This window comes from Xanthomonas sp. MLO165, assembly GCF_018831305.1.
Taxonomy (GTDB): Bacteria; Pseudomonadota; Gammaproteobacteria; order Xanthomonadales; family Xanthomonadaceae; genus Xanthomonas; species Xanthomonas arboricola.
The window spans coordinates 1,360,101-1,376,761 of record NZ_CP029263.1 but is presented as its reverse complement, the minus strand read 5'-3'; the positions used below and the strand labels follow the sequence as shown (position 1 = coordinate 1,376,761).

Annotated in this window: 19 protein-coding genes; 12 read left to right on the top strand and 7 right to left on the bottom strand. The window is 66.9% G+C overall.

Annotated features, from left to right (window positions below; all coding sequences use genetic code 11):
* Positions 1 to 43: 43 nt before the first annotated feature.
* From tesB to DGN21_RS05955, 3 genes are all read left to right on the top strand, one after another.
* Positions 44 to 958: an acyl-CoA thioesterase II gene (gene tesB, locus DGN21_RS05965; RefSeq protein WP_016901707.1), complete on the top strand. Its 915-nt coding sequence runs from the start codon at positions 44 to 46 to the stop codon at positions 956 to 958.
* A gap of 148 nt (positions 959 to 1,106) precedes the next feature.
* Positions 1,107 to 1,616: a pathogenicity-like protein gene (locus tag DGN21_RS05960; RefSeq protein ID WP_016901706.1), complete on the top strand. Its 510-nt coding sequence runs from the start codon at positions 1,107 to 1,109 to the stop codon at positions 1,614 to 1,616.
* 99 nt (positions 1,617 to 1,715) lie between these two features.
* On the top strand, positions 1,716 to 2,909 hold the full coding sequence (locus DGN21_RS05955; protein ID WP_160954595.1) for a sigma-70 family RNA polymerase sigma factor: 1,194 nt from the start codon (positions 1,716 to 1,718) through the stop codon (positions 2,907 to 2,909).
* Between the two features lie 186 nt (positions 2,910 to 3,095).
* Here DGN21_RS05955 and DGN21_RS05950 read toward each other — a convergent pair whose 3' ends face one another.
* Positions 3,096 to 3,683 carry an EF-hand domain-containing protein gene (locus DGN21_RS05950; RefSeq protein WP_039530107.1) on the bottom strand — a complete coding sequence of 196 codons (588 nt, stop codon included), beginning with the start codon at positions 3,681 to 3,683 and terminating at the stop codon, positions 3,096 to 3,098.
* A 40-nt stretch (positions 3,684 to 3,723) separates the two neighbouring features.
* Here DGN21_RS05950 and DGN21_RS05945 point away from each other — a divergent pair, with 40 nt between their 5' ends.
* Positions 3,724 to 4,638, top strand: coding sequence for an arginyltransferase (locus DGN21_RS05945; protein WP_039519976.1), 915 nt, complete (start codon positions 3,724 to 3,726; stop codon positions 4,636 to 4,638).
* A gap of 52 nt (positions 4,639 to 4,690) precedes the next feature.
* Positions 4,691 to 5,920 (top strand): endonuclease/exonuclease/phosphatase family protein, encoded by a 1,230-nt coding sequence (locus DGN21_RS05940; RefSeq protein ID WP_237474882.1) that lies wholly within the window; start codon positions 4,691 to 4,693, stop codon positions 5,918 to 5,920.
* Positions 5,921 to 6,027: 107 nt separating this feature from the next.
* Here DGN21_RS05940 and purT read toward each other — a convergent pair whose 3' ends face one another.
* On the bottom strand, positions 6,028 to 7,227 hold the full coding sequence (gene purT, locus DGN21_RS05935) for a formate-dependent phosphoribosylglycinamide formyltransferase (RefSeq protein WP_160954593.1): 1,200 nt from the start codon (positions 7,225 to 7,227) through the stop codon (positions 6,028 to 6,030).
* A gap of 127 nt (positions 7,228 to 7,354) precedes the next feature.
* On the opposite strand from purT, the gene DGN21_RS05930 reads away from it, so the two are divergent.
* The 4 genes from DGN21_RS05930 to DGN21_RS05915 all read left to right on the top strand — a co-directional run bounded on the left by DGN21_RS05930 (position 7,355) and on the right by DGN21_RS05915 (position 9,665).
* Positions 7,355 to 8,224 carry an SPFH domain-containing protein gene (locus DGN21_RS05930; RefSeq protein WP_160954592.1) on the top strand — a complete coding sequence of 290 codons (870 nt, stop codon included), beginning with the start codon at positions 7,355 to 7,357 and terminating at the stop codon, positions 8,222 to 8,224.
* A 9-nt stretch (positions 8,225 to 8,233) separates the two neighbouring features.
* Positions 8,234 to 8,518: a hypothetical protein gene (locus DGN21_RS05925; protein ID WP_016901699.1), complete on the top strand. Its 285-nt coding sequence runs from the start codon at positions 8,234 to 8,236 to the stop codon at positions 8,516 to 8,518.
* Positions 8,515 to 8,694 (top strand): hypothetical protein, encoded by a 180-nt coding sequence (locus DGN21_RS05920; RefSeq protein WP_024939461.1) that lies wholly within the window; start codon positions 8,515 to 8,517, stop codon positions 8,692 to 8,694. The genes DGN21_RS05925 and DGN21_RS05920 overlap by 4 nt, the downstream gene beginning before the upstream one ends.
* Positions 8,695 to 8,867: 173 nt before the next feature.
* Positions 8,868 to 9,665, top strand: a complete 798-nt coding sequence (locus tag DGN21_RS05915) for a M15 family metallopeptidase (RefSeq protein ID WP_160954591.1) — start codon at positions 8,868 to 8,870, stop codon at positions 9,663 to 9,665.
* Positions 9,666 to 9,702: 37 nt separating this feature from the next.
* Here the strand turns inward: DGN21_RS05915 and DGN21_RS05910 are convergent, their stop codons facing one another.
* From DGN21_RS05910 to DGN21_RS05890, 5 genes are all read right to left on the bottom strand, one after another.
* Positions 9,703 to 10,377 (bottom strand): DNA-3-methyladenine glycosylase, encoded by a 675-nt coding sequence (locus DGN21_RS05910; RefSeq protein ID WP_126965669.1) that lies wholly within the window; start codon positions 10,375 to 10,377, stop codon positions 9,703 to 9,705.
* 2 nt (positions 10,378 to 10,379) lie between these two features.
* Positions 10,380 to 10,751 (bottom strand): DUF423 domain-containing protein, encoded by a 372-nt coding sequence (locus DGN21_RS05905; RefSeq protein ID WP_126965668.1) that lies wholly within the window; start codon positions 10,749 to 10,751, stop codon positions 10,380 to 10,382.
* A gap of 95 nt (positions 10,752 to 10,846) precedes the next feature.
* Complete coding sequence (locus DGN21_RS05900) at positions 10,847 to 12,028, bottom strand: SRPBCC family protein (protein ID WP_215825154.1); 1,182 nt, start codon at positions 12,026 to 12,028, stop codon at positions 10,847 to 10,849.
* A 373-nt stretch (positions 12,029 to 12,401) separates the two neighbouring features.
* A complete protein-coding gene (locus tag DGN21_RS05895; protein ID WP_016901693.1) occupies positions 12,402 to 13,043 on the bottom strand; it encodes a response regulator transcription factor in 642 nt (213 codons plus the stop codon).
* Positions 13,043 to 14,239: a sensor histidine kinase gene (locus tag DGN21_RS05890; protein WP_016901692.1), complete on the bottom strand. Its 1,197-nt coding sequence runs from the start codon at positions 14,237 to 14,239 to the stop codon at positions 13,043 to 13,045. The genes DGN21_RS05895 and DGN21_RS05890 overlap by 1 nt, the downstream gene beginning before the upstream one ends.
* Positions 14,240 to 14,465: 226 nt before the next feature.
* On the opposite strand from DGN21_RS05890, the gene DGN21_RS05885 reads away from it, so the two are divergent.
* The 3 genes from DGN21_RS05885 to minD are packed head-to-tail and all read left to right on the top strand — an operon-like array spanning position 14,466 to position 16,660.
* Positions 14,466 to 15,065 carry a GNAT family N-acetyltransferase gene (locus DGN21_RS05885; protein ID WP_126962257.1) on the top strand — a complete coding sequence of 200 codons (600 nt, stop codon included), beginning with the start codon at positions 14,466 to 14,468 and terminating at the stop codon, positions 15,063 to 15,065.
* A gap of 3 nt (positions 15,066 to 15,068) precedes the next feature.
* Positions 15,069 to 15,815: a septum site-determining protein MinC gene (gene minC, locus DGN21_RS05880; RefSeq protein WP_016901690.1), complete on the top strand. Its 747-nt coding sequence runs from the start codon at positions 15,069 to 15,071 to the stop codon at positions 15,813 to 15,815.
* 35 nt (positions 15,816 to 15,850) lie between these two features.
* On the top strand, positions 15,851 to 16,660 hold the full coding sequence (minD, locus tag DGN21_RS05875; RefSeq protein ID WP_046342008.1) for a septum site-determining protein MinD: 810 nt from the start codon (positions 15,851 to 15,853) through the stop codon (positions 16,658 to 16,660).
* Position 16,661 lies beyond the last annotated feature (1 nt).

Below are 16,661 nucleotides of genomic sequence, written 5' to 3'. Positions count from 1 at the left end.
GGCCCGCTATAATCGCGGTCCGTCGCACGCCCAGGCCAGCCCCTTGTCCGCCACTGCCGAACCCGTCGTCTCCGAACTGATCAGCCTGCTGTCGCTGGAGCGCCTGGAAGACAACCTGTTCCGCGGCCAGAGTCGCGACATCGGCACCAAGTACGTGTTCGGCGGACAGGTGCTGGGCCAGGCACTGGCCGCCGCGCAGGCCACCGTGGACAACGGTCGCCAGGCGCACTCCCTGCATGCCTATTTCCTGCGCGCCGGCAATATCGACCACCCGATCGTCTACGACGTCGACCGCACCCGCGATGGCGGCAGTTTTTCGGTGCGCCGGGTCACCGCGATCCAGCATGGCAAGGTGATCTTCTTCTGCGCGGCCTCGTTCCAGCAGCGCGAAGACGGCGCCGAACACCAGTCCGCGATGCCGGTGGTACCGCCGCCCGAAGACATCGAACCCACCCCGCCGCTGGCAGCGGAGGTGCTGGAGAAACTGCCTGCCAAGGTGCAGCGCTGGCTGTCGCGTGGCGGCCCGTTCGAGTTTCGCCATGTGTTTCCGCGCGACGAACTCAAGCCGCCCAAGCGCCCGCCCTTCCAGCAGATGTGGCTGCGCCTGAGCGACCCGGTCGGCGACGACGTCGGCCTGCACCAGGCCTTGCTGGCCTATGCCTCGGATTTTCAGCTGCTGGGCACCTCCACCTTTCCGCATGGCATCAGCTACTACACGCCGAACGTGCAGATGGCCTCGCTCGATCACGCGCTGTGGTTCCACCGCCCGTTCCGCACCGACGACTGGCTGCTGTATTCGCTCGACAGCCCCACCGCACAGGGTTCGCGCGGCCTGGCGCGCGGGCAGTTCTTCACCCGCGATGGCGTGCTGGTCGCCAGCACCACCCAGGAAGGCCTGATCCGGGTGGTGCCCGACGGCAGCGCGATCGCGGTGCCGGCAAACGACTCGCCATGTTGATCGCTGCACCGCGTTCGTCGCGCGCAGGCATGCTGATGGCCGCCTGCACTTTCCGGCCTGGATCGACGTCCTTGCCGCTCCTTTCTTTCAGCTCGAGCAAGCGCATTCGCAGCGCGCCCTGCTCGGCAATCGCTGGCACTCCTTAAGCATGCGCAAGATCTTCAGCAGTCAACGTATCGAAACCGCCGAAGGCGTGGCCGATCTCCTGCGCAACGCCGGTATCGACGTGCGCATGAGCAACGGCCGCTCCTACGAGAGCAAGCGCAGCGGCCAGTTCAGCTATCTCGAACAGGGCAACGCCCAGGCCTACCCCACGGTGTGGATCGTGCACGCCGACGACCAGCCGCGTGCCCGCGATCTGCTGCGCGACGCACGCCTGCTCGACACCACCCGCCGCGATCTGCCGAATGTGGAGTACACCTTCCGCGACGGCGAAAACGGCTCGAGCACCAATGCGCGCAGCTGGGCCTGGCGCATCCGGCTGGTGCTGCTGCTGGTGATCGGCGCGGTCGCCATGTTCGTGGTGCTGCGCCATCGCAATGCCCCGGATGCGGCCAGGCCAGTGGCACCGCCGGCCGCGCAACCAGCGCCCGCCACCACCGCACCGCCCGCCGCAGAAGACGACGAAGTGCGTGTACGGATCCAGCCGGCGCGCTGAGCGCAGTCACCCGGCGCTGCGCCAGGCGCCACCGCCATCACGTTGGTCACATCCGCTGCTCGCCTGCGTCATGCTGGGACCAGGACATGGATTGCGCCGATGCACACCGACACGCTAGACCTGATGTTGCAACGCGAATTGCCGGTCGCCGCCGCCGGCTGCCAGCAGGCCTACGGCCGCATCGTGCGCGCCTGCCAGAACACGGTGACCGCCATCGCGCTGGCGATCACCCGCGATATCGCCGCCAGCGAAGACATCGCCCAGGAAGCCTTTCTGCGCGCCTGGCAGCGGCTGGCGCAATTGCATCAGCCGGCTAGTTTCCTGCCGTGGCTGCGGCAGATCACCCGCAACCTGGCGCGCGACTGGCTGCGCGCCAACCGGCATCGCGCGCTCAGCGGCGAAGCGGCGGACCTGGCGATCGCGATGGCTGCCGACCCGGCCCCCTCGCCCGCCGACCAGTTGCTGCAGGTGGAAGAAGAGATCGCCGCGCTCGACATCATTTCTGCATTGCCCGAAGAGAGCCGCGAGACGCTGCTGCTGTTTTATCGCGAAGGCCAGAGTTCGCGGCAGGTTGCCTCGCTGCTCGGCCTGAGCGATGCGGCCGTGCGCAAGCGCCTGTCGCGGGCACGTGCCAGCGTGCGCGGCGAGCTGCTGCGCCGTTTCGGCGAGTTCGCCCGTGGCAGCGCGCCCAGCGTGGCCTTTGCCACCGCGGTGACCTCGGCAACCCTGCTGGCCGCGCCGGGGACGGCGAGCGCGGCCATCGTGCTGACCGGCATGGGGGGCGCGGGCAAATTAGGCGTGAGCGGGCTGACCGGCTCGGCATTGGGCGGGGGTGGCGCCGCTGGTGCGCTAAGCCTCTGGCTCGGCCTGCCGTCGCTGTTCGCCGCCGGCGCCGTGCTGGTTGCCGGCGTCGGCACGTACTGGTCGTGCTGGTATCTGCTGCGCTTTGCGCAGACCGCCGCCGAAGCAGCGGCGATTCGTCGTTTCCTGCACATCACCACGCTGACGTCGGTGCTGGTGGTGGGCAGCACGCTGCTGCTCAAACGCCTGGATGCCGGCGCATGGACGTCGCTGCTGTTGCTGGGCGCAGGCATGGCGGTGCTCAACTACCAATCCATCCGGGTGCTGCCACGCGTCATGCGCCCGATGCTGGAACGCGATGCGCAACGACGCGGCACCACGCGGGCACCGCTGCTGTATCGCTGCATGTTCAGCCCGGCCGCGATGCTGGTGAGCACGGCGGCGGTCATGCTGCCCATTGTGCGGCACTACATGAAGCTGGGGATGCTCTGATCCCGGCGTGGCGCCATCGCCGTATGCGGCAAGTGCGGCCATTCCAGTCAACAAAAACGGCCCCCTGCTTGCGCGGGAGGCCGTTGGTCGATCGGCGCCTTGTTGCGTGTTGCGGTTTACATGCTGCGTGTGACGTCAGTGCTGCCCCGGTCGCAGCACTGCGACCGGGTAAGCGACTGGATGAACTCAGTTGCCCGCGGCAGGCTTGGCCGGCATCGGACGCTTGCCGTGATCGCCATGCTCGCCCTGACCCCAGCGGCCATGCTCGCCACGCTGCTTGGATGCGGCATCGAACTCGGCCTTGCTCAGCTTGCCGTCCTTGTCTGTATCGGCCTTGGCAAACCACGCGTCGCGATGCTGCTGCATGCGCAGCTCACGGTCGGCGCGATCGACAAAGCCGTCCTTGTTGATGTCCATCTCATCGAAGCGCGCGGCGAACTTGGGGTCGGCCTTGGCTTCTTCGCGGCTGATGCGGCCGTCCTTGTTGGTGTCGAGCTTGCTCAGCCATTCGCCGCGTCCACCGCGCCCCGGGCCGCGATGATGCGGGCGCTCGTCGCGCGACAGCTTGCCGTCCTTGTTGGTGTCCAGCGTGTCGAACTGTGCGGCCAGCTTGGGGTCGGCGGCGGCTTCGCTGCGATCGATCACGCCATCGCCGTTCTTGTCGAGTTTGGCAGGACGCGGCGCATCGCCGGCGGCAGGCGGAGCGGCGAACACCGCGCCGGTGGACAGGGCAGCCAGCACGGCCAGTGCGAGAAACGGTTTGCGAGACGTCATGAGAAACTCCTGGAATGTGGGAACCACACGCGGCACCTGCATGGGCCGCATCGCGTGGGTGGCGCATCCGGATCCACCGTGCGCTGCCACCAACACCCACATCAACGAGCCATCGGCGCGCGCGTTGACGCGGCAACCGGGCGTATTCATCCGGCGGACAGTCGCCGCCGTTGCGACGCGCAGGCGCTATCCTGACGCCATGGCCATCCACGCCGACACCCATGACGACCTGCGCCTGTTCCAGACCGGCGAGCATGCCTGTGGCTACTGGTCCGAGCGCCGTGCGCGCGACCTGGTGCTGGATCCACACGACCCGCGTCTGGGTGCGATCTATCCGCAGGCCTTGGCATGGGGATTCCGTCGCTCCGGTGATCTGGTCTACCGGCCGCATTGCGAACGTTGCCGCGCCTGCGTGCCGGTGCGCATCGCGGTGGATGCGTTCCGGCCCGATCGCAGCCAGCGCCGCTGCCTGGCGCGCAACCAGGACCTGGTGGTGCGCGTGGTTGCTGCCGAGCGCACCGACGAACAACTCGCGTTGTACCGGCAGTACCTCAAGCACCGCCATCCCGGCGGCGGCATGGACGAGCATGGCGCCACCGAATTCGACCAGTTCCTGATCGGCGGCTGGTCGCATGGACGCTTCCTGGAAATCCGCGAACCGGCGGTGGCGCATGCGCCTGGGCGGCTGCTCGCCGTTGCGGTCACCGATGTCACCGAGCATGCGTTGTCGGCGGTCTATACGTTCTACGCACCGGATGCCACTGCGCGCAGCCTGGGCACCTTTGCGATCCTGCAGCAGATCCAGTGGGCGCAACGCGAGCGCCGCGCGCATGTGTATCTGGGCTACTGGATCGACGGCCATGCCAAGATGAACTACAAGCGCCGCTTCAGCGCGCTGGAGGCCTACGACGGCCGCCAGTGGCGTGGGCTTCCTGCCGCTGCACCGGAAGGGTGAACCCCGCCGGGACGACATCGGGCTGTCGTCTTGCACATGCGAGAATGTGGCGATGATCAGACCTCTCTTACTGCTTGCGCTGACCGCGCTCTGCGCCGCCTGCGCCCATCAGGCGACCTCTCCGGAGACAAGCGCCAAGGCAACTGCCGCCTCCGCGCCGGCCCAGCTGCGCATCGCGACCTACAACACCTCGCTGTATTCGGATCAGGCCGGCGGCCTGGTGCGCGAACTGCAGGGCGACAGCGCGCACGCGCGCAAGATCGCCGCGGTGCTGCAGCGGGTGCGTCCGGATCTGGTGCTGCTCAACGAGTTCGACTTCGACCCCGAGCACCGCGCCGCCGATCTGTTCCAGCAGCGCTATCTTCAGGTCGCCCAGCCGGGCGGCGGCGCAGCGTTGCGCTACCCGTATCGCTACCTGGCCCCGGTCAATACCGGCGTGCCGAGTGGCCTGGATCTGGACAACAACGGCAGCGTCGGTGGCGATGGCCGCACCCGCGGCAACGATGCCTGGGGTTACGGGCTGCATCCCGGCCAGTACGGCATGCTGGTGCTGTCGCGCTACCCGATCGACACGCAGGCGGTGCGCAGTTTCCAGTTGCTGAAATGGAGCGCGCTGCCGGGTGCGCTGCGCCCGACCGACCCGTCCAGCAAACAAGCGTTCTATCGCGACGCGATTTGGGCGCAACTGCGGCTGTCGTCCAAATCACATTGGGACGTGCCGGTGCGTACGCCGCTTGGTGTGGTGCACGCGCTGGTCTCGCACCCCACCCCGCCGGTGTTCGATGGCGCCGAGAAGCGTAACGTCGCCCGCAACCACGACGAGCTGCGGCTGTGGCGCGAGTATCTGGACAATCCCAAGGACGCCAGCTGGCTGTGCGACGACCAGGGCCGCTGCGGCGGGCTGCCCGCCGATGCGCGCTTCGTTATTCTCGGCGACCTCAATAACGACCCGGTCGACGGCGCCGGCCGGCACGATGCGATCCGCGCCTTGATCACGCACCCGCGGGTGCTGCAGTACCCCACGCCGCACAGTGCAGGCGGCCCGGAAAAAACCGCCGAATACGCCGCGCAAGGCATTGCCCATGCGGGCGACCCGCACCAGGTCACCGGCGACTTCGGGCCGCAGGCGGGCACGATGCGGCTGGACTACGTGCTGCCTTCGCGTCAGTTCACCTTGGTCGGCAGCGGCATCTTCTGGCCCGCCAGCGCCACGCCGGAAGCGGCGATCGCCGATGGCAGCGACCATCATGCGGTTTGGGTGGATGTGGCTGGGGCGCGGTGATTGGGGATTGGGGATTGGGGATTGGGGATTTGACGCGTCGGGTGGTTGCTTGTGTCGTGGCGCGATTGCGGCTGGTCGCCGCAACCGCGCCATGACCCGCGCAGCGCTCAGTCCAGCCGGATCTGCACTGCCTCTGCGGCTACCCGCGCCTTCGCGCGCGCGGCGTCGATGCTGTCGGCGCGCGCCAGCGTGACGCCGACGCGGCGGTGACCGTCCACGCGCGGCTTGCCGAACAGGCGCAGTGCGGTGTCCGGGTCGCGCAAAGCCTGCGCGACATTGTCGAAGGCCGGCACGCCATGACCGTGCGCCAGCAGCGCGCACGACGCCGACGGGCCACTCTGACGGATCACGCCGCCGTTTTCCGCACCGACCGGCAGGCCGAGAATCGCGCGCGCGTGCAGGGCGAATTCGCTCAGCTCCTGCGAGACCAGCGTGACCAGGCCGGTGTCGTGCGGGCGTGGCGAGACCTCGCTGAACCACACCTCGTCGCCCTTGACGAACAATTCCACGCCGAACAGGCCCAGACCGCCCAGGTCGTCGGTGATGGCCTGCGCGATCTGCTGCGAGCGCTGCAAGGCGGCCGCTGACATCGGCTGCGGCTGCCAGCTCTCGCGGTAGTCGCCGTCCTTCTGCCAATGCCCGATCGGGTCGCAGAACGAGGTGCCGCCTGCATGCCGCACGGTCAGCAAGGTGATCTCGTAATCGAAGTCGATGAAGCCCTCGACGATGCAGCGGCCGGCACCGGCACGTCCGCCGGTCTGCGCGTAGTCCCAGGCCGCCTCGATGTCCGCCTCGCTGCGCAGGGTGCTCTGGCCCTTGCCCGAGGACGACATCACCGGCTTGACCACGCACGGCAGGCCCACCGCGGCGATCGCCTCGCGATACTCGGCAGCCGTGTCGACGAAGCGATACGGCGAGGTCGGCAGGCCCAGTGTTTCGGCAGCCAGGCGACGGATGCCCTCGCGGTCCATGGTCAGGCGTGCGGCGCGCGCGGTCGGGATGACCCGCTGGCCCTGCTCGCGTTCCAGCGCGAGCAGCGTTTCGGTATGGATCGCCTCGATCTCCGGCACGATCAGATGCGGCTGCTCCTGGGCGATCAGCGCGCGCAGCGCCTGGGGATCGAGCATGTCCAGCACGTGCGAACGGTGCGCCACCTGCATCGCCGGCGCGTCGGCATAGCGATCGGCGGCGATCACTTCCACCCCGAAGCGCTGCAATTCGATCGCCACTTCCTTGCCCAGCTCGCCCGAGCCCAGCAACAACACGCGGGTGGCGGAAGGCGACAACGGCGTGCCGAGAGTAGTCATGAGCGCGGTCCAGATCGGGAGGGGGCCGCCATTCTAACGGGCCGTCACTCCGGCCGCCGACCGCACGACTTGCATCGACTGATATCACTTTGATATCTTTTTTGAACTCCCCAAGGACACCCACCTCATGAAAGAGAAGCCGATCAGCTCACTGCCGGGCATCCCGGTCATCCTCGCCGCTGGCGCCGCGTTCGCGGGCGCCGCCTGGTTCATTCTCACGACCCTGGCGGCCGGCAGCCCGACTCCAGGCGGGCTGCTGATTGCGCTGCTGGTGGTGGCGGCGGGCATCTTCATGCTGGCCGGCCTGTACACGCTGGAGCCGAACCAGGCGGCGGTGCTGAGCCTGTTCGGCAAGTACGTCGGCACGGTCAAGGACCCGGGCCTGCGCTGGAACAGCCCTTTCTACGCCAAGCGCCGGGTCAGCCAGCGCGTGCGCAACTTCGAGAGCGGCCGGCTCAAGGTCAACGAACTGGACGGCAGCCCGATCGAGATCGCCGCGGTCATCGTGTGGCAGGTGCTGGACGCTTCCGAGGCGGTCTACAACGTCGACGATTACGAAAGCTTCGTGCATATCCAGTCCGAAGCGGCGCTGCGCGCGATGGCCACCAGCTACCCGTACGATCAGCACGAAGACGATCAGATCTCGCTGCGCAGCCATCCGGCCGAAATCAGCGAACAACTCAAGCGCCATCTGGACGAGCGCGTGACCCAGGCCGGCGTGGACGTGATCGAAGCACGCATCAGCCACCTGGCCTACGCGCCGGAAATCGCCCAGGCCATGCTGCAACGTCAGCAGGCCAATGCGGTGATCGCCGCACGCACGCGCATCGTCGCCGGTGCGGTGGGCATGGTCGAAATGGCGCTGGCCGAGTTGCAGAAAAACGGCGTGGTGCAGCTGGACGAAGAGCGCAAGGCGCACATGGTCAGCAACCTGCTCACCGTGTTGTGTTCTGATCGTGGCACCCAACCGGTGGTCAACGCCGGCTCGCTGTATTGAGGTGATGCAATGAATGTCATGGTGCCGTTGGTCGTCGCGCTTTCCGGCTTGCCTGCATTGGCAATCGCCGCCTCCATCGGTGCGGACGACGACGACCGCGCGCGCGGCCTGGGGCTGCGCTGGGCCCTGATCAGCCTGGTCATCCTGATCGGTGCTGCCTGCCTGTACTGGGCCGGCGACAACCGCGCCGGCATCTACGCGGTGGTGATCGGCATGCTCGTCGGTGTGAATGTGTTGATCGTGTCGATGGTGATGCACCTGCGCCGCCACAGCGGCCGCCAGGAGCGCGAGTGAGCGAGAAGAAGGCCTATCCGCTGCGCATCAACGCCGACGTGCTGGCCGCCGCGCAGCGCTGGGCCGACGACGAACTGCGCAGCCTCAACGCGCAGATCGAATACGTGCTGCGCGATGCGCTACGCAAGGCCGGGCGCCTGCCGAAGCCGCAGGGCGACAAGGACGCCGATGCTTGAAAGTAAGCCCGGTTGAGAACAAGCACAGGCGTGAGTGATCGTCAGAACGGATCAGCTTCCGCTCGCATGCATCCGCCCCGCCGCTGCTCAACGGAGCATCTCTACCGGCGCACGCCAGCATTCGCGCCGCTCCGGACTGGCAGCCCTCACGTGGCACCCGCTAAGCTGCGGCGATGCGCAACTCCCCACGCTTTCTGTTCAACACCTCCAACATCGAACTGTGGCCGGCAGACCTGCTGCGTGCGCGCGGCAATGCGGATGCACGCGTGCTGGCGCAGGCCGACTGGCTGCTGCGGCGCAAGCGCGACGGACGCTACCTGGCCGCGCATCTGCCGCAGGGCGTGATGCCGTTGATCCCGCGACTGGCGTACGAGCCGGGGCTGGACGAGGCACTGGCGCTGCTGGAACTGCCAGGCGGGCGTGCATCGGACCGTACGAACACGCTGTTGCCGGTCAGCGGCGTGCAGCAGCGGCTGGCGCAACTGGAAATCGACGTGGAAGCGTATCCACGGCAGACCGGGCTGAGCCTGGTGGCCGAACCTGCTGCCCTGCACTTTGCCGGACGCGATCGTTTTGCACGGCCGTTGTGGCTCAGCGCCGGCGCAAGCCATGCATGGCGGCAGATGCAGGCCGACGCTGCACGCGCTGGCGTGCTGCTGGATGCGTTGTCCGGGTATCGCAGCCACGATTACCAACTGGCGATCTTCGAACGCAAGCTGGCGCGCGGCCTGACGGTGCCGCAAATCCTGGCGGTCAACACCGCGCCCGGCTTCAGCGAACACCACAGCGGCGATGCACTGGATATCGGCACGCCCGGCGAGCCGCCGGTGGAAGAATCCTTCGAGACCACGCCGGCCTTCGCGTGGCTGCGCGACAACGCGGATCGCTTTGGCTACCGGCTGAGTTATCCGCGCGACAATCCCTACGGCATCATCTACGAGCCCTGGCATTGGCGTTGGTCGGCGGCGTAATGCGCGCGGCAAGCCGCACGCACCGCACTGCAACGCCCTATTCCTGCGAGCGCGGCGTCGGCACCTTGGCTGCCACGCTGAAGTCGGCGATCTTCCATAGATAAAACGCGGCGTAGCTGCGGTACGGGGCCCAGCGTTCGCCGCGGATGGCCAGTTCCTTCGGCGTGGGCATCTGTTCCTGCCTGTCCACGCGCTGGGCGCCCTTGCGCACGCCCAGGTCATCGACGGGCAGAAGATCCGGGCGCCCCAGGCGGAACATCAGCATCATCTCCACCGTCCAGCGGCCGATGCCGCGCACCGGGATCAGCGCCTGCACGATCGCTTCCTCGTCCATGAAGGCGAGCCTGCGCAGGGAGGGAATCTCGCCATCGCGCTCGCGGCGCGCCAGATCGCGCAGCGCCAGCGACTTGTTGCCGGACACGCCACACGCACGCAGTGCCGCGTCGTCGATGCGACCGAGCGTGTCTGCATGCAGGCGCGACGCACCGATGGCCGCTTCCACCCGCGCCACGATCGTCGATGCGGCCTTGCCGCTGAGTTGCTGGAACAGGATCGCGCGCGCCAACGCGTCCACCGGATCGAACGGCTTGCGCCAACCCGGCTGCGCGGTGATCGGGCCGATGCGCTTCATCCACGCGCCCAGCGCGCGATCGCGCCGGGTCAGGTGCGCGAAGGCGGCCTCCACATCGAATCCGCGGGCATGGCGCGGCATGCTCAGCGCCTCAACGCGCCGATCGCCAGCACCGCCCAGCCCAGCATCAGGCTGACGCCGCCCACCGGTGCAAGGCTGGTGGGCCAGTGCAGCAGCGCGCCGCCGACCAGACTGCCGGCAAACAGCAGCGTGCCGAGCAACAGCAGATACAGGCCGAGCCGGCCAAGCGCGCGCGTTTCGGTGGCGCCGAGTACCGTCAGCACGGCACCGTGGCCAAAGGCATACAGCGCTGCCAGTTGCAGCCGCGATTGCACCAGCGCATCGGCCACCCCGTGCGAGGCATAGGCCGACAGGCCCACCGCGACGGCGGCCAGCAAGGCGCCGCAAAACGCCAGCAGCGACGGATGTTTCTTGCGACGTTCGAGCAGGGACATAACGAAGTTTCCATTGCAGCGCCGTGATGCAAAAAAAAACGCGCCGCAGGACTGCGGCGCGTTTTCGTCTGGATCAGATCATCGTGGTGAGACGATTACTTGATGGCCCAGTAGACGTCGTAGGTACCGTCCTGCGTAAACGACTTGTCCACGCCGCCCTTCCACGACTCGTACGGACGCTCGGTCACGTCGTTGCCGTTGGTGGCAGCCCAGGCACGCAGGGAGCTACGCACTGCATCCAGGCCGGCCATGTGGCCTGCGTAGGTTGCAAACGCGGAACGGTGTGCCTTGGTGCGCTCGTACTTGACCGGTGCTTCCGACGGGATGTTGACCTTCAACTCCTCGCCCGCTGCAGCAACCGGGGTTGCATCCACAGGTGCGGCAGCCGCGGCGTCGTCCTTCTTGGCATCGGCCTTGGCGGTGTCGGCCTTGGCATCGGTCTTCGGCGCACCACCGGCACGCTTGCGGACCGGCTGCACCACGTCGAACGCGTACTTGTCGGTAGCGAAGTCGGTGGTCACGATGCGGACCGGACCAGCAGCCTCGAGGCCGTTGGCGTCCATCACGCGCTTGATCCACTCCTGGTTGTCCTTGATCGACTTCTTGATCGTCTCGTTGTCACGATCGATGTTGCCCGCGTTGACGACCAGCAGGTCCTCGGCCGGCACATCGACGAGCTTGAGATCGCTCAACACCGGCTTGCCGTCGAGCTGGGCGCGGTAGTCGAAATTCGGCACGGTGGCCAGTGCGATCGCCAGACGCGACAGACCCAGCTTCAGGTCGTCGCCCACGTGGCGGCTGACATACAGGCCGGCATAACGACCGAACAGGTTCCAGCCGTACTTGACGCTGTAGTCCTGGGTGATCTTTACGTTCTTGTTGTTCTTGCCGGTTGGCGCAAGGGTGAAGTTGGTGACTTTGTCGTAGCCCTTGGTGGGATCGTCGATCGAAATCTCAACACGCTCGTTCTTGACGCTGTTGGTGATCTCCCAGCTGCCGTCGCCGATATAGCCTTCAGTGGAGCTGTATTCGACGCGTGCACCCTTGCCCTCGGTCGGGCCGACCAGCTTCAGCTGGATCTTCGGGTCACGCAGCACAAGCGGGTTCCAATCCTTGAAACGACGGAAGCTGTTCACGGTGTCGTAAACAATCGTCATCCTGCGGTTGGTCTCAACACTCTCGGACATCTGCCGCTCCGAGGGCAACACCAAGCCCACCACGACAAACAAGCCAGCCACGATCCCCAAGGCGATCAGGAACTCGATAATACGGGTCATTCAGGAGGTCTCCGGGGCCGATCCCACGGCCGGGTTGAGTGAAGCGAAGCCGCCATCCTAGCAGGCTTCGAGAAAGATGTTCAGTTGTGCGACGGGTAGCGCGGTCTTGCGGTGTCATCCACCGCGCAACCGCGCAGTCCATGACTGCGCAATCCCAACCTGCACAAGGGTTTGGGCAGATTGCGCGCAGCTATCATGCACATCGCGCGATGCCTGTGTGTGATGCGATTGCCGCCGGCGCGGTTTTCGTTCCTCCGGCAGCACGCATGATCGGCGTGGAAACGACCAGACCACCCCGCCACGCGCGTTGCCACATGCGCTGCGAAGCGCGCGCAGCGCCGCGCGCCGGCAGCTGCACCCCCTGCGCTGCCGATCAGACCAATTGCAGCTCGAAGGCCTTCAGCACCGCGCGGGTGCGGTCGCGCACGCCGAGCTTGGACAGGATGTTGGAGACGTGATTCTTGATGGTGCCCTCGGCCACGCCCAGCGAGTTGGCGATCTCCTTGTTGGAGAAGCCGCTGGCCATCAGCCGCAGGATCTCGGTCTCGCGGTCGGTCAGCGGATCGGGCCGGTCCAGGCTGACGAACTCGTTGCGCATGTGCTCCAGGCCCGACAGCAGGCGCTGGGTCACCGCCGGCTGCACCAGCGAGCCGCCGTCGGCCACGGTGCGGATCGCGCCGACCAGTTGTTCCAGCGAGACGTCCTTGAGCAGGTAGCCCTTGGCGCCGGCCTTGAGCCCGGCCAGCACCAGTTGGTCGTCGTCGAAGGTGGTCAGGATGATGGTCGGCGGCAGCGTGCCGTTGCGCGAGAGCATCTGCAGCGCCTCCAGGCCGGACATCACCGGCATGCGCATGTCCATCAGCACCACGTCGGGCTGGACCTGCGGGATCTGCTCGACCGCCTGCTTGCCGTCCGAGGCCTCGGCCACCACCTCGATGCCGTTATCCAGCGCCAGCAGCGAGCGGATGCCCTGGCGTACCAGGGTTTGGTCGTCGACCAGGCACACACGGATCATCAGAACACTCCTTGAGTCACGGCCGCAGGCATCAGTGCCGGCGCGCCTGGGACGGAGATGCGCAGGCCGAAGCCGTCACCCCGCCGGGTTTGAATCTCGAGCTGGCCACCATACTGGTTCAGCCGCTCGCGCATGCCGCGCAGCCCGTTGCCGGGCGCCACCGTGTCGGCGCCATGGCCATCGTCGCGCGCGTCGATCAACACGGTGTCGGCATCGCGCCGCACCTGGATCCACAGATTGCGCGCACCGGCATGGCGCACCGCATTGGTGATGATTTCCTGGGTACAGCGCAGCAGCACGTGGGCGCGCTCGGGGTCGTCCAGGGTCAGCGGCTGGGCGATGTCCAGGTGAATGTCCAGCGACGGCACCTGGGTCACCAGCGGGCGCAGGGCCGCTTCCAGATCGATCGCGCCGCTGTCGCGCAGGTGGCTGACCGCTTCGCGCACGTCGGTGAGCAGCAGCTTGGCCAGCGTATGCGCCTGGCGCACGTGCTCCTGAGCCTGGCCGTCGGTGATGTGGCCGGCCACTTCCAGGTTCAGGCTCAGCGCGGTGAGGTGGTGGCCGAGCAGGTCGTGCAGCTCGCGCGAGATGCGGGTGCGCTCGTTGACGCGGGCGCTTTCGGCCAGCAGCGCGCGGGTGGCGCGCAGCTCGGCATTGAGCCGGCGCTGTTCTTCGCGGGCATCGGTCTGCTGGCGCGCGACCAGGCTGGTCACGAAGATGAACATCGAAAAGCCGCCGTACAGCAGCGACTGCATCAGTGCGGCAAACAGCGTGAAGTCCGGGCGCAGGTAATAGAACACCGGCAGCACCGCCAGCTGGCTGAGCACCAGCCAGGCCACGCCGATGCGCAGCGGCAGCAGCCAGGGGATCACCCCGGCCGCCACCATCATCAGGATGCTGCCCAGCCCGGTGCCGCTCAGATAGCTGACCGCCAGCGCGAAGATCGTCAGCAGCAGCAGGATCAGCCGGTCGTACCAATGCGCATGGCCGCCGCTGCTCAGGCCGCGGGTCAGCCAGAAGTAGCTGGCGCCGAAGCCGACGAAGAACGCCGACATCAGCAGGCCTTCGGCCACGCTGCGGTGGTCGCCCTCTTCGGCCGCAGGCCAGTAGGTGTACACCAAGGGCATGGCGATCATTGCCCAGGTGAACAGGCCGGCGAAGCGCAGGACGCGCGTATGACTGAGGTATCCCAACATGCAGGCATCTTAGGCGCTCGCCGGGCGGCTGCCCTCTTGCCGGAAGTCATGCATGCGCGTGGCATGGCGCGCCGGGCCTGGCAGCAGGAGCTGCCGGCATTGGCATGCTGCAGTCGGTTCTCATGCCTGGCTGGCAGCACACGGCGGGTCGCCGCTTCAGGCCACGCATGCAATAATCCGACGCAGATCCGATTTCGGGTCGAGAGCGTTACCCCACGGAGTCCCAATGTCGATCGTTATCCGCGACGTGCGCGAGCACGAGCTCGATTCCGTCCTGGCCCTGAACAACAATGCCGGACTGGCAATCCTGCCGCTGGATTCAACCAAGCTGCAACGTTTCTACGAGCAGGCCGAATATTTCCGCGTCGCCGAGCGCGACGGCAACCTGGCCGGGTTCCTGGTCGGGTTCGGCAGCGGCAGTGCGCATGACAGCAGCAATTTCGCCTGGTTCCGGGACCGTTACCCGGAATTCTTCTATATCGACCGCATCGTGGTCGCCAGCCGCCGTCGCGGCGGTGGCGTCGGGCGTGCGTTCTACGCCGATGTGCAGAGCTACACCGAGTTGCGCTACCCGCAACTGGCCTGCGAGGTGTTCCTGGACCATGGCGCCGATGCGGCGCTGCTGTTCCATGGCAGCTTCGGCTTCCGCGAGGTCGGCCAGAACACCATGGCCGATGTCGAGGTGCGCGCCAGCATGCTGATGAAAGACATGTGCAGCTATCCGTGGGTCAAGGAGACCTATGCCGGCAAGTTGCCCGACCACCTGCCGTGGGTCGGCCGGCCGCGTCATGCCGCCGCCACCGACAACCCGTCGACGGGGGGCTGAGGCGTGGCGAGCGTGAATGTGGATTTTGAACAGGCCGGCGAACTGAAGATCGGCCAGGTGGGCATTGCCAACCTGCGCGTGCGCACGCTGGATGTGCCGCGCCTGGTGCGCGAGATGCGCGAACGCGTGACCCGCGCGCCGAAGTTGTTCGGACGTGCGGCGGTGATCCTGGATTTCGGCGGCTTGTCGCAGGTACCGGACCTGGCCACGGCCAAGGCGCTGCTGGACGGTCTGCGCGATGCCGGCGTGTTGCCGGTGGCGCTGGCCTACGGCACCAGCGAGATCGACCTGCTCTCGCAGCAGCTCGGCGTACCGCTGCTGGCCAAGTTCCGTGCGCAATACGAGCCGACCGCGGTGAGCCCGCCGCCACCCCCGCCACCACCGGCGCGTGCCGAACCCGCAGCGCCCGCGGCGCGGCCGGCGCCTGGGCGCATGCAACGCAACGCGGTGCGCTCGGGCCAGCAGCTGTATGCGGAGAACTGCGACCTGACTGTGCTCAGTACGGTCGGTGCCGGGGCGGAGGTCATCGCCGACGGCAGCATCCATATCTACGGTACCCTGCGTGGCCGCGCGTTGGCCGGCGCCCAGGGCAACCCTGACGCGCGCATCTTCTGCCGCGACTTCCACGCCGAACTGGTTGCCATCGCTGGCCACTACAAGGTGCTGGACGATGTTCCCATGGACCTGCGTGGCAAGGCCGTCCAGGTCTGGCTGGAGCAGGATCAGATCAAGATCGCTGCGCTGGACTGACGCAGCCCAACCACAGAAATATTCGGAGAAATCCTTTGGCTGAAATCATCGTAGTCACCTCCGGCAAGGGCGGCGTTGGCAAGACCACCACCAGCGCGAGCCTGGCCTGCGGGCTGGCACGGCGCGGCAAGAAGGTCGCCGTCATCGACTTCGACGTCGGTCTGCGCAACCTGGACCTGATCATGGGCTGCGAGCGGCGCGTGGTGTACGACTTCGTCAACGTCGTGCATGGCGAAGCCACGCTCAAGCAGTCGCTGATCAAGGACAAGCGCTTCGACAACCTGTACGTGCTGGCTGCCTCGCAGACCCGCGACAAGGACGCGCTGACCCAGGAAGGCGTGGAGAAGGTGCTCAAGGACCTGGCCGCCGACGGCTTCGACTACATCGTCTGCGATTCGCCGGCCGGCATCGAGAAAGGCGCGTTCCTGGCGATGTATTTCGCCGACCGCGCGGTGGTGGTGGTCAATCCGGAAGTTTCCTCGGTCCGCGACTCGGACCGTATCATCGGTCTACTCGATTCCAAGACCCGCAAGGCCGAGCAAGGCCAGACCGTGCCGGCCTTCCTGCTGCTGACCCGCTACAGCCCGGGCCGCGTGGAAGGCGGCGAGATGCTCAGCATCACCGACGTGGAAGAAGTGCTGGGGCTGAAGGCCATCGGCGTGATTCCCGAATCCGGCGATGTGCTCAACGCCTCCAACAAGGGTGAGCCGGTGATCCTGGATGCCGAGTCCCCGGCCGGCCAGGCCTACGACGACGCGGTCGCCCGCATCATGGGCGAAGAGCGCCCGATGCGATTCACATCCGTGGAGAAGAAAGGCTTCTTCAGCAAGCTGTTCGGAGGGTAAG